The following is a 13,583-nucleotide window of genomic DNA, read 5'->3' as shown; positions in this document are numbered from 1 at the left end:
GGAGCGTTCAGTCATTTTTAGAAAAAGATTAACGTTGCAAGTTCTTTGCTTCGATACTCATAGTGGCATGAGGAACCAGTTTTAATCTTTCTTTATTTATAAGTTTTCCTGTTACTTTACAAATCCCGTAGGTTTTATTCTCAATACGGATTAAAGCATTTTTCAAATCACGAATAAATTTCTCCTGACGAATTGCTAACTGTGAGTTGGCTTCCTTAGACATTGTCTCGCTTCCTTCTTCAAACGCTTTGAATGTTGGTGATGTATCATCGGTACCGTTATTCAAATCATTAAGGTAAGCACTCTTGATTAAGTCCAAATCATTTTTAGCTTTTTCTAACTTCTTTTGGATCAATTCTTTGAATTCTGCTAAATCAGCATCAGAATATCTAATTTGTTCTTCTACCATAATTTCCTTCTACTTTGAAATTAATATTTTAGTTCTTAGTTCATCAAACTCAATTTCCGTACCATTATCGATACTTTCTGTGAAAACAAGTTCCTCTGTTAAAGTTTCTGATTTGATGTAATCTGAATTAGCTTCTATCGCTTGCTGAATTATACCATCTTTAAGCATGGTAACTTTAATTTTATCAGTTACTTCAAAACCAGAATCTTTGCGGATATTTTGGATTCTATTTACTAATTCCCTAGCGATACCTTCTTTTCTTAATTCATCGGAAATTGTTATATCCAATGCTACTGTTATACCGTTTGAATTAGCAACCAACCAACCCTCAATATCTTGTGAAGAAATTTCCACATCTTGAGTTGTTAAATTAACATTATTTCCTGAAATAACAATAGAAATCTCACCGTTTCGCTCTATTTCTGCGATTTGTTCTTGTGTAAAATCCTGTATTCCTTTGGAAATCAGATTCATATCCTTTCCAAATTTTGGCCCTAAAGCTTTAAAATTTGGTTTAATTTGCTTCACTAATATGCCCGAAGCATCGTCTAAAAGCTGTACTTCTTTAACGTTTACTTCTGCTTTTATAAGATCAGAAACTGCCTCAATTTCTGCACGTTGTACTTCGTCAAGTACCGGAATCATTACCTTTTGCAATGGTTGACGTACTTTTATCATCTCCTTTTTACGAAGTGACAACACCAATGATGAAACCGTTTGTGCTTTCAACATTTTGCTTTCCAGCGATTTATCAACAAAATTTTCAACAAAATTTGGAAACTCCGCTAAGTGTACACTACTATATTTTTCGGCATTTGTAGCCGCATTTAAGTCCTTATACAATCTATCCATAAAGAACGGAGCGATTGGCGCCGATAATTTTGCAACGGTCATTAAGCACGTGTAAAGCGTTTGATAGGCCGCAATTTTATCTGTTCCGTACTCCCCTTTCCAGAATCTACGACGACATAAACGCACGTACCAGTTACTCAAGTTTTCCTGAACGAAATCAGAAATAGCACGAGCCGCTTTGGTTGGTTCATAATCGGCATAGGCTTCATCAACCAATTGGATTAACGTGTGTAATTCAGACAAAATCCAACGGTCAATTTCAGGTCTTTCAGCCAATGGCACTTCTGCTTCAGCATATTTAAATCCGTCAATGTTCGCATATAACGCAAAGAACGAATACGTATTATACAATGTTCCAAAGAATTTACGACGTACTTCTGCCACTCCTTCTATATCAAACTTTAAGTTATCCCATGGATTTGCATTAGAAATCATGTACCAACGCGTAGCATCTGGACCGTATTCAGCCAAAGTGGTGAATGGATCAACCGCATTTCCTAGACGTTTTGACATTTTTTGTCCGTTTTTGTCTAGCACTAAACCGTTTGATACTACATTTTTATAAGCTACTTGATCAAAGACCAACGTTCCGATGGCGTGCAAGGTATAGAACCAACCACGCGTTTGATCTACTCCTTCTGCAATGAAATCAGCAGGGAATGATTGATGACCATCAATTAATTCCTTGTTTTCAAAAGGATAATGCCATTGTGCATAAGGCATTGCGCCTGAATCGAACCAAACATCAATTAAATCCGTTTCGCGATTCATTGGTTTACCTGATGGCGAAACTAAAACGATGTTATCTACAATATTTTTGTGTAAATCAACTAAATAGTAATTTGTTTCTTCCATATTTCCGATTTGGAATCCTTTGTATGGATTTTCAGTCATGAAACCAGCAGCAACCGCTTTTTCAATTTCGTTGAATAATTCTTCTACAGAACCAATACAGGTTTCTTCGGTTTTATCTTCTGTTCTCCAAATTGGTAAAGGAATTCCCCAATATCTAGAACGTGACAAATTCCAATCGTTGGCATTTTTCAACCAATTTCCGAAACGACCTTCTCCTGTAGCTTTTGGTTTCCAGTTGATGGTTTCGTTTAAGTCGAACATTCTATCTTTGATTTCGGTTACTTTGATGAACCAAGAATCTAATGGATAGTATAAAATTGGTTTGTCGGTTCTCCAACAATGTGGGTAACTGTGGACGTATTTTTCAACCTTAAAGGCTTTGTTTTCTTCTTTTAAACGAATCGCGATTTCAACGTCTACTGATTTTTCAGGTGCTTCACCATCATTGTAGTATTCATTCTTTACGTACTTCCCTCCAAAATCACCTAATTGCGCAACAAATTTTCCTTGTAAGTCAACTAGAGGAACCGGATTTCCATTTTCATCCAATACCAACATTGGTGGTACTTCTGGAGTCGCTTCTTTTGCTACTTTAGCATCATCCGCTCCAAAAGTCGGTGCCGTGTGAACGATACCCGTACCATCTTCGGTAGTAACGAAATCTCCCGAAATTACTCTGAATGCATTTTCAGGATTTTGGTATGGTAACGCCCAAGGCAATAATTGTTCGTAACGAATTCCTACCAAATCAGCACCTTTTGCTTCTGCAATAATCTTAAAAGGTATTTTATTTCTTATTTTTCCTAAAAGATCAATTCTTTCCTTGACTAATTCAGGATGAGTTGCATCTTTTACTCGAAGTGTTAATTCATTTATTTCTCCATTTAAAAACTCTTCATAAGCTTGTAATGAATCACTTTCAGACAAATATTTATTAAACAAAGTATCACTTGAAATATCTATTGTTTTATTACCAAACTGTTTTCCTACTAATGTTTTAGCAAGAATTACATTGATAGGTTCGAATGTATATTGATTGAACGTTTTTACTAAAACATAATCGATTTTAGGACCAACGGTTAATGCAGTATTTGATGGCAATGTCCAAGGAGTTGTTGTCCAAGCCAAGAAATGAATGGTTCCAAAACCTTGTAAGAAACTTGGTAAAGTTTCGTCTTTGGCTTTAAACTGCGCTACAATTGTAGTATCCGTTACATCACGATAGGAACCTGGTTGATTTACTTCGTGAGAAGACAAACCTGTTCCCGCTTTTGGCGAATACGGTTGGATGGTATATCCTTTGTACAACAAATCTTTGTTATAAATCTGTTTTAGTAACCACCAAACCGATTCCATATATTTCGATTTGTAAGTTACATACGGATCTTCCATATCTACCCAATACCCCATTTTTTCCGTAAGGTCATTCCATACGTCAGTATAACGCATAACGGTGCGCTTACACGCTTCGTTGTATTCAGTTACCGAAATCGTTTTTCCGATATCTTCTTTAGTGATGCCTAATTCTTTTTCGGTTCCTAATTCAACAGGCAAACCGTGCGTATCCCAGCCCGCTTTGCGCTTTACTTGGAAACCTTTTTGAGTTTTGTAACGACAAAAAATATCTTTAATCGCACGCGCCATCACGTGGTGAATACCCGGTAATCCGTTTGCTGAAGGCGGTCCTTCAAAAAACACATACGGAGTAGCTCCTTCACGAGAAGTTACAGATTGTTCAAAAACATTGTTTTTTTTCCAAAAATCAAGCACTTCTGATGCCACTGTAGGCAAGTCAAGTCCTTTGTATTCGTTGAAATTCATATTATTATGGTCGTTTTATAAAATCAATCCGCGAAAGTAGTGATTTATAAGGCAATAGCCAAAGAAAGAAAGGTAAAAAATGGTTAAAAATCTAAGAGTTTAACGAAAGAAAAATAAATGTTACGAAAAAACTTCTTTTAATACTTCCAGCGACTTTGGTTTTTTAAATCCAACCAAGTGAATTACATAGTAATCCAAAAGGATTTTAAGCAATATTTGACGTTCTGAAGCAGTGAAAAATTTTTGTGAACTATCGAATTTTAATTCCAATAATTTTTTAAGCAAAAGTGTTTCCTGCATGTTGATACAGTTCATGGATTGATGAAGAGCAAAATGCCCTTCGCTTATATCAAAAAAAGGAAAATTAATTTGTGAGTCATCAGGATAAAACCCCAGAAATTTTGTAATTTCAAGCAGTAAAATAAGGTGGAAATTAGCAATTTCATCATGAGTATCTAACCAAATCAAAGCGGTTTCGAGAAAAGCAAAAAGCGACTCGTTTTTTTCTTCTTCTTTGATGGCATGATGCAACACTTCTGAAAGAAAAATAACGATGGTACTTTTAACTATTTCCAGATTTAATGTTTGATAAGGAACTGAAATCTTAACTTCTTTAAAATGCTCTAATGATCCTTTATTTTTATGATTGGCTTCAATTTCAAGAATATTCAACGGCTGAAAATAAGCAATTCGCTGACTCGATTTTTTAGTTGAAAAAGCACTGGGTACGAAATAACTCTTCAACCCTTCTGATTGTGTAAAACACTTTACTATCAGTGATTTTTCCTGATATTTTAATGCACTCAAAACAATAGCTTTGGTTTTTACCAACATTATCGCACAATCATAACTTTTTTAACTTTGGTTTTTTCACCACTTTCTGCAGAAATCAAAACCATATAAACACCAGAAGCTACTTTGCTTCCACGAAAGTTTCTAGTATCCCAAAGCACGGTACCTCCTTCAGAAATAGCCTCGAAGACCAAATTACCTTCAATATCTGTGATTTTTACATTTGCTTTATCCATCAAACCAGAAACAGCAACATTACCTCCAAACTCTGGTCTTACCGGATTTGGAAAAACAACAACATTTTCTAAATCATCTGTTCCTGAAGTTGCTGACCCTCTAAACGAAACCATACCACTTTCTGTAGCTATAAAAACTTCGCCGGTAACTTTATTAATCTCAATATCATTGATCGTATTATTAGGCAAAGGAGAGTTCTCTTTAGTGAAAATATTAAATGTTTTTTGACCATCATCTGAAATATAAAAAACCCCAGCACCAGCAGTACCAATCCATTTATTATTTGCACCATCTACCACTATATCAGTAATAAATTGATTATATAGTAGCTCTTGCGCCAAACCATCTTCCAAAATTATTATTGAGTTTGCGGTTAATTTATCTTGAGTTAAAAAAGAATCGACACTAGACAATACTCGAAGTCCATAGGCAGTTCCTATCCAAAGTTTATTTTTATTATCAACCGCCACTGCTCTTACATCACTTGTTGGTAGATTTCCCGAATCACTTCCTTCAGTCATTCTTAAACATCTATTATTATAGTTTTCATTAAAACCAATAATCCCAGCACTGTTTGAACAAATCCATTTCGTATTATTTTTATCGACTGCTATTCTTCCATAACTAACAACAGCTGGATTTTGAAGCACCGATAAACTATAACCTTGCCATTGACCATTAGATCTTAAAACATTAATCGGATTTGTAGCTAGTGAATTTGTAACCCATAAGTTATTACTCTTATCAAAACCTAATCCGTTTACTCTAATATTCTCTGTTGGCTGTAATGGCAAATAAGCTTGTAGGCTACTATTTGTAGCATCATAAAGTGTACTTGGTAAATTATTATCAAACTTTAAAAGTCCAGAATGATATGAGCTAAAAAAGACCTTTTTTTCATCATTAGGATGAGTTTCTATTCTTACAATAGATTTTGCACCAAAAAGACTCGAATAAGGAGTAGAAACCCACCCCACTTTTTCTTCAAAACGACTTACACTCAATGCGTCCAATGGATGAGGGTTATAATAAATTGTATGATCTCCATAAACTGCCCAAACACCATTAGAAAATGATTTGACAGCAAAAATCCTATTTCTATCAGGACCGTTAGGTGAAATATTTTGAAACGCTGTTGTATTCGTTTGGGTAGTCGTTATCACTCCTCTTTCTTGAGTCCCAATATAAACTTTGTCACTTAAAACAGTAGCACAGGTAAAATGCGTTGTAGAATCGGCAGAGTTATTTATTCTAAAAATCTCATTCAACTGACTATCAAAAACATAAACATAATTTTGTGTAGTAACCACATAATTACTTTCTGAAAATCTAGCATCAAGTGACATTTGATTAAGTGCAGTTAAATACACTGGCGAATTTCCAACTAATTTATAAAGCTGGCCACTTAAATTTATCAAAGCAACATCAGTAGCTGTTGTCGTTACACTTGCCCAATTTCCTGAAGCTGTCATTGTCCATTGATTGTAATCGACAAGATTGGGATTATTTACTGATGCACTTAAAAGTCCATAACCATTGGCTACTGCATATATGGTGTTGTTAGAAACTGCCGTTTGAAGAATTTGAATATTTGAGCCATTTGAGCCAATAAAATAAGTATCTCCAAATTCTGAAGTTGCTAAATCAAAAACACAAATTCCAAAATCTGTTGCAATATAAAGCTTACCATTATACTCGTTAATATGGTTAACTTTTTTCATATTAGGTGGTACCGATGGCTTGTTAACAATATCAACAACATTAAGCATTGAACCGTCTTTTTCATTAACCACAACTAAAAGACCATCAACATGCCCAATAATGGTTTTCTTGTAGGCTTCACTATAGTATATTTGAGTTATTGTTTGCCCCGAAAGCCCTTCTATAGTGGACGTGGTTGAAATTTCATTTGTAGCTACATTTCTCTTAAAATAAGCATTTTCGGCTGCCCCATAAAAAGTAGTTGTACTTTGTGATATATCTTTAATTGAATTATATGAAAAATATCCTTTCCAAACACTATTCTGCTGAGAAATCATCAAATTAGAAAAGAAAAAACTAAAAATTATTATAAAGAAATTTTTCATTCAAAAAGGATTGATTATGTTACAAATATAGATAAAAACGACAGGTTTTAAATTTTAATATTTTACACATAAAAAAAGTCCTGCTTATAGCAGAACCTTTTATAAATATTGTAATCTTTAATAAATTAAACAACACCTTGAGCTAACATAGCGTCAGCAACTTTTACGAAACCAGCAATATTTGCTCCTTTAACATAGTCTACGAATCCATTTTCATCTTTACCATAAGTAACACAAGCCTCATGAATATCACTCATAATTCTTTGTAATCTTTGGTCAACCTCTTCTCTTGTCCAACTTAAACGCAATGAGTTTTGAGACATTTCAAGACCTGAAGTAGCTACACCACCAGCATTTGATGCTTTACCAGGTGCAAATAAAATTTTGTTTTTCAAGAAAACCTCAACTGCCTCTGGAGTTGAAGGCATATTAGCTCCTTCAGCTACACAAATACATCCGTTACTCACTAAAACTTGAGCTTCTTCTCCATTTAATTCATTTTGAGTAGCACATGGCAATGCGATATCACATTTTACTTCCCAAGGACGTTTTCCTTCAACAAATTTAGCATTTGGATATTTTTTCAAGTAATCAGAAATACGTCCGTAGTTAACATTTTTGATTTCCATGATATACCCTAATTTAGCAGCATCAATACCATCAGCATCATAGATATATCCAGAAGAATCTGAAGCGGTAACAACTTTTGCTCCTAATTGAGTTGCTTTTTCGATAGCATATTGTGCTACGTTCCCAGAACCTGAAACTACAACAGTTTTACCTGCAAAGCTTTCTCCTTTAGTAGCCAACATGTTTTGTGCAAAATACACATCTCCGTAACCAGTTGCTTCAGGACGAATTAATGAACCTCCAAAAGTGATCCCCTTACCTGTTAAAACTCCTGTAAATTCGTTACGTAATTTTTTATATTGACCATACATATAGCCTACTTCACGTCCTCCAACTCCAATATCTCCAGCTGGAACGTCAGTATCAGCACCAATATGACGAGCTAACTCAGTCATAAATGCTTGACAAAAACGCATAATTTCAGTATCTGATTTTCCTTTAGGATCAAAGTTAGAACCTCCTTTACCACCACCCATAGGCAATGTAGTTAATGAATTCTTGAAAACCTGTTCGAAAGCTAAGAATTTTAAAATACTTAAATTAACAGAAGGGTGAAAACGCAAACCTCCTTTGTAAGGACCAATTGCAGAGTTCATTTGGATACGGTATCCTTTATTTACTTGTGTTTGACCTTTATCGTCAATCCAAGCCACACGGAACATCATTACTCTTTCTGGTTCAACCATACGCTCAAGTAACATTTTCCCTTGATATTTTGGGGTTTTTTCAATGAACGGAATTACAGTTTCTGCAACTTCCATAACTGCTTGCAAAAACTCAGGCTCATTTGGATTGTTTTTTGCAACTGCTTCGACAAAAGCATTAATACTTGGTGACATAATTTTAAATTTTATATACGTTGTGAAAACGTTTTCGTTTGGAGGAGCAAATATACATTTTATAAAAATACCGACATACTTTTTTTACTAACAAGTACACAATCAAAATAAAAGAAATATTAAATTTTTGTTTTTTTTAAGATTTTGTTTTGAGGTCGTTGATGTTTTTATATATTTGTCGTTGATGAATTAAATATTCACTATATGACTAAATTTATTAGCTTAACCGCCTTATTATTAATTGGATCTATTCAAACCATTCAAGCCCAGTTTGGTTTCTCGCATGAGCTTGGTCTAATTGCAGGCCCTGTTGCCTTTCAATCAGATTATGGTGTTCGCAATGATTTTGAAACAAATTCAGGTAATACTGGTATAGGTGTGGGTTTAATTCATTACCTAAATTTTTCATATAGAGCAGATTGTAATTGTTATACTCCCGAAAATTATTTTAATGATCACTTTAAAGTAAGATCAGAATTATCATATAACAAAACAAAATTAAACCATTTTGGTGAATGGGTTACTCCTGAAAAATTAGTGAAATCAGAAGACGCGAGAAAACTAAAACAAATGACTGGTAGTACAGCCGTGACTAATATTGGTATGCAGTTAGAGTTTTACCCATTAAGTATTCGAGATTTTACTGCTTCAACAGGAAGTTTAGCACCTTTTGTTAGTTTAGGGGCTCAGTACAGTTTTTTTAGCCCTACAGTTGAAACATCATATGGGAACGGAAAACTTTTAGAAGAAGATAATATTTATTATAAGTATTGGCAAGCATCCGAAGGGAAAAGACACGGTTTTTCTAATGACAAAGGAACAACTTGGTCTGTTGTAGGAAGTGTAGGAAGTAGATACAAATTAACCCCCTTATCAGATTTAATTGTAGATTTGCGTTGGCAATACTATTTTTCAAATTGGGTTGATGGTCTAAATCCAAACCCAACATTATATCCAGAAAACAAGTCTAACGATTGGAATGTTTGGTTAAATTTTGGATATATTTATTACATAAATTAAATAAAACCTAAAATCAACATAAAAATAAAGCCCCGCTTAAGTGGGGCTTTATTTTTTTAAGCTAATGCCTGTTTTAAATCTTCAATTAAATCCTCTGCATCTTCTACACCTACACTCAAACGAACCAAATCATCAGTAATACCGATTTCTTTACGTTTGTCTTCTGGGATTGAAGCGTGAGTCATCAAGGCAGGATGATTAGCTAATGATTCTACACCTCCTAAAGATTCAGCCAATGTAAACACTTTTAATTTTTCAAGAAAGCTAATTGCATCTGCTTTAGCGCCTGTTTTGAAAGTAAAAGTTACCATACCTCCAAAACCACCTATCATTTGTTTTTTAGCAATCTCATGAAACGGATGATTTTCTAATCCTGGATAATACACTTTTTCTACTTTTGGATGATTTTGAAGAAACTCTGCCACTTTTACTCCATTTTCGCAATGACGTTGTACTCGTAAGTGAAGTGTTTTAATTCCACGTAATACCAAAAAGCTATCCATTGGACCTAATGTTCCACCAGTAGCAAATTGTTTAAAGTGTAATTCATCACCAAGTACCTTATCTTTTATTATTAAAGCACCAGCAATTACATCACTATGACCTCCTAAATATTTTGTTGCCGAGTGCATTACAATATCAGCTCCTAAATCCAACGGTTTTTGAAGGTATGGTGTAGCAAACGTATTGTCAACTGCAAAAAGAATATTATGCTTTTTAGTAATCTGTGCAATCGCAGCAATATCAGCTAATTTCATCAATGGATTTGTAGGTGTTTCAACCCAAACCAACTTCGTGTTTTCGTTAATTAATTTTTGAAAACCTTCCAAATCATTCATATCAACAAAGTGGAATTTGATTCCGCTATCCTTGTACAAACGAGTAAATAAACGATATGTTCCTCCATATAAATCGTCCATAGCAATGATTTCATCACCTGCTTTAAACAAACGAAGTAAACAATCTGTAGCTGCTAATCCTGATGCAAAAGCCAAACCTCTTGCTCCATTTTCGATTGAAGCCAAAGCATCTTCTAAAGCTTGACGAGTTGGATTGGCTGCACGGCTATATTCGTATTCTCCTACTGGTTGCCCAGGAGAAACTTGAGCAAAAGTAGATGTTTGAAATACTGGAGGCATAACTGCTCCAGTTACTTTTTCATGGTGTTGACCACCATGTATCGCTTTTGTGTTAAATTTCATAATTTATTATTTTTTACAAAGGTATTAACTTCGTAGTATTTTTTTTAACTTGCCTTCTCTTTTAAAATAATTTTAAGACTAATCCCTCCGATTGAAGCACATCACCCATGAAAAAAATACTTTTAGTTGAAGATGAGGCCCATGTTGTTTCTTTTATTAAAAAGGGACTCACTGAAGAAGGATTTGAGGTTAGTGTTGCCTTTGATGGTAAAACAGGTTTGCAATTGGCACTCGAAAATAATTTTGATTTGGTTATTTTAGATATTATGCTACCTGAAATGAATGGGCTGGAGGTTTGCAAATCAATTCGCAGTAAAAATCAAACAATTCCTATTTTATTTTTAACTGCACTAGGCACATCAGAAAACATAGTTTTAGGGCTAGAAAATGGGGCAGATGATTATTTGGTAAAACCATTTAAATTCATTGAACTTGTAGCCCGTATCAAAACACTACTGAGACGTTCTTCAGGACAAACTATTTCTCAAAACGACGAAAATATAACTTCTGATCATTTATACACCTTCAACACTTTAAAAATAAATGACTATACCAAAACAGTCACACTTGAAAATGAAGAAGTATCTTTGACCTCAACCGAATACAAGCTATTGCTACATTTACTAAAAAACAAAAACAAAGTTCTTTCAAGAATGGACATCCTAGAGGCCGTTTGGGGAGTTGACTATGATTTAGGCACTAATGTGGTAGACGTATACATCAACTATCTTAGAAAAAAAGTAGATACAAAGTCGGATGATAAGATAATTCATACTGTTATAGGCATGGGTTATGTATTACGTGAGAATTAACAATACGCAATGAAAGGCAGCTGATTTATGAAAAAAAACTCAAGAATCATTTTACTATTTCTAATTCCTTTCTTAATAGTTATTTTTCTATTCGGCATTTTCATTTATGCTACAGTTTCTAACTATTCAGAAGATTATTTATTCCGATTATTAGAAGCAAGAGCAAATAAAGTGGCTAAAGAAAGATTTGCAGGAGAAACTAATTTCTCAAAAGAAGAACCTTCAGATAAACTACCTCACGAAAAAGATTTTTTTATTCCTATAAATGACAAGCTAGATATAATTAGTGAATCAAAAAAAGTAGGAGTTGATGAATTGTTTTTCAAAGATGTGATAAAAAAAGGTCAGGCACGATTTGTAACTAACGAATATCTTTACAAGGGAATAAAATACAAATCTAAAAAAAGTGACTTCATTGTTATAACGGTTGCTGAAAATTACTTTGAAATTAATCAGGCCGAAAACTTAATCAAGACAATGCTTTTTGCAATCACCGCAGCATTTCTACTTTTATTATATATTGCTGTTTATTATTCTAAAAATATTTTTAAACCTATTTCAGCTATAACTGAAAAGGTAAAAGAGATAAGTTCTGAAAACTTGCACCTACGTTTGAGCGAAGATACTGCTAAAGATGAACTCTATGAACTTACAAGCACATTCAATGACATGCTCGATCGAATTGAAACTTCATTTGAAACGCAAAACAACTTCATCAGCAATGCCTCACATGAATTAAGAACTCCGTTGACCGCCATAATAGGTGAGGCCGACGTAGTTTTAGCTAAGCCAAGACAAACAGAAGAGTATGTAGAAGCCTTAAAAATAATTCTACAGGAAGCTGAAAAGCTCGACAATAAAACAAAGGCCCTTTTATTCCTTGCACAAACTGGATTCAATGGTAAGGTACAGAAATTCGAAAAAGTACGCATTGATCAACTTATCTGGGATGTAAAAGAAAATCTTGACACCTTAAACAGCAAAAACAAGATACATCTCGATATGGAGTTACTGCCAGAAAATCCTTTAAAACTAAAGGTAAACGGAAATATTCAATTGCTACATCTGGCATTTAGCAACATTATAAGCAACGCTTGTAAATATTCTGATAACCATGTAACAGTATCGATAGGGGCATCTGATGATTATGTTTACATCATCATTAAAGATAAAGGTATTGGTATACCTGAAAACGAAATAAAATATATTTATGATCCATTCTTTAGGGCTTCAAACACTAAAAACTATGAAGGTTATGGGATTGGTCTTCCGTTGACTAGAAACATTATACGCATGCACAACGGAAAAATACTGGTAACTTCAATAGAAAATCAAGGAACAACTGTTCAAATTACACTTCCATCAATTAAAACATTAAGTTAGACAGGACTATTTTAACTTTTCTATAAGCTTTTCTAATCTCATTTTAATCTTATCTCAAAATTCTAATAACATTCTAATGTAACTTTAATAATGCTCTAATACTCTGCTTCTAATTTTGCTCTGTAAACAATAAATAAAAAGAAGCATGAGAAAGACAATTTTAATACCAACTGATTTTACCGTTAATTCTTTAAACACTTTAAAAACGGTTTTAACTAATAATTCATCAGATACAAGTCTAGATATTATTTTACTACACGGTTTAACATTGAATGATTCAATACGAGAACTTCTATTTTTTTCAAAAATGAAACAAATAGATTCTTTAACAAACAATGAATTTGAAGAAGCCTACGAAGTACTTTGTAACAAATTTGACTCCCAAATTAACTCGTTTAAAATAGATCTATTTACTGGCTATAATCAAACTGCCTTTAATAGCTATTTAAAAGCAAATAAGGTTGAAACGATTTTTATTGCTAATAGAAAACAAAAACTCTCAAATAGAAAAAGCTTTGACTTAAGTCCATTCATTAGAAAATCGAATGTCGAGGTAATTACATTAAATACAAATACTGAAACTCTGCAACAGGAAAAAGGAAAAATTACCGAAGTCTTCTTGAATCAGGTTTCAATTAGTTAAT

At 33.7% G+C, this 13,583-nt stretch carries 10 protein-coding genes; 4 read left to right on the top strand and 6 right to left on the bottom strand.

The genetic code is table 11. The features are described 5' to 3' along the window. Positions 1 to 28: 28 nt before the first annotated feature. The 5 genes from LJY17_RS12605 to gdhA form a co-directional block, all read right to left on the bottom strand. Positions 29 to 409 (bottom strand): TraR/DksA family transcriptional regulator, encoded by a 381-nt coding sequence (locus LJY17_RS12605; protein ID WP_264544176.1) that lies wholly within the window; start codon positions 407 to 409, stop codon positions 29 to 31. A 9-nt stretch (positions 410 to 418) separates the two neighbouring features. Further along, complete coding sequence (ileS, locus tag LJY17_RS12600) at positions 419 to 3,937, bottom strand: isoleucine--tRNA ligase (protein ID WP_264544175.1); 3,519 nt, start codon at positions 3,935 to 3,937, stop codon at positions 419 to 421. Between the two features lie 120 nt (positions 3,938 to 4,057). Then, positions 4,058 to 4,771 (bottom strand): DNA repair protein RecO, encoded by a 714-nt coding sequence (recO, locus tag LJY17_RS12595; protein ID WP_264544174.1) that lies wholly within the window; start codon positions 4,769 to 4,771, stop codon positions 4,058 to 4,060. Continuing rightward, the gene (locus LJY17_RS12590) at positions 4,771 to 7,053 is read right to left on the bottom strand and encodes a T9SS type A sorting domain-containing protein (protein ID WP_264544173.1); all 2,283 of its coding nucleotides are present in this window, start codon (positions 7,051 to 7,053) and stop codon (positions 4,771 to 4,773) included. Before LJY17_RS12590 ends, recO begins: the two co-directional genes overlap by 1 nt. A gap of 125 nt (positions 7,054 to 7,178) precedes the next feature. Next, positions 7,179 to 8,522 (bottom strand): NADP-specific glutamate dehydrogenase, encoded by a 1,344-nt coding sequence (gene gdhA, locus LJY17_RS12585; RefSeq protein ID WP_264544172.1) that lies wholly within the window; start codon positions 8,520 to 8,522, stop codon positions 7,179 to 7,181. 204 nt (positions 8,523 to 8,726) lie between these two features. Here gdhA and LJY17_RS12580 point away from each other — a divergent pair, with 204 nt between their 5' ends. Then, positions 8,727 to 9,542, top strand: a complete 816-nt coding sequence (locus LJY17_RS12580) for a THC0290_0291 family protein (RefSeq protein WP_264544171.1) — start codon at positions 8,727 to 8,729, stop codon at positions 9,540 to 9,542. A gap of 56 nt (positions 9,543 to 9,598) precedes the next feature. Here the strand turns inward: LJY17_RS12580 and LJY17_RS12575 are convergent, their stop codons facing one another. After that, positions 9,599 to 10,744 (bottom strand): cystathionine gamma-synthase, encoded by a 1,146-nt coding sequence (locus tag LJY17_RS12575; RefSeq protein ID WP_264544170.1) that lies wholly within the window; start codon positions 10,742 to 10,744, stop codon positions 9,599 to 9,601. Positions 10,745 to 10,851: 107 nt separating this feature from the next. On the opposite strand from LJY17_RS12575, the gene LJY17_RS12570 reads away from it, so the two are divergent. The 3 genes from LJY17_RS12570 (at position 10,852) to LJY17_RS12560 (ending at position 13,582) form a co-directional block, all read left to right on the top strand. Beyond that, positions 10,852 to 11,556 (top strand): response regulator transcription factor, encoded by a 705-nt coding sequence (locus LJY17_RS12570; protein ID WP_264544169.1) that lies wholly within the window; start codon positions 10,852 to 10,854, stop codon positions 11,554 to 11,556. A 27-nt stretch (positions 11,557 to 11,583) separates the two neighbouring features. Beyond that, entirely contained in the window at positions 11,584 to 12,939 is a 1,356-nt protein-coding gene (locus LJY17_RS12565; protein WP_264544168.1) for a HAMP domain-containing sensor histidine kinase, read from the top strand. Between the two features lie 145 nt (positions 12,940 to 13,084). Further along, positions 13,085 to 13,582: a hypothetical protein gene (locus LJY17_RS12560; RefSeq protein WP_264544167.1), complete on the top strand. Its 498-nt coding sequence runs from the start codon at positions 13,085 to 13,087 to the stop codon at positions 13,580 to 13,582. The last annotated feature ends 1 nt before the right edge of the window (position 13,583 follow it).

The sequence above is a fragment of the Flavobacterium hankyongi genome (assembly GCF_036840915.1).
In the GTDB taxonomy this organism is placed as follows: Bacteria; Bacteroidota; Bacteroidia; order Flavobacteriales; family Flavobacteriaceae; genus Flavobacterium; species Flavobacterium hankyongi.
Note: the sequence above shows the minus strand (reverse complement) of the source record. Positions and strands in the feature narration are given on the sequence as shown.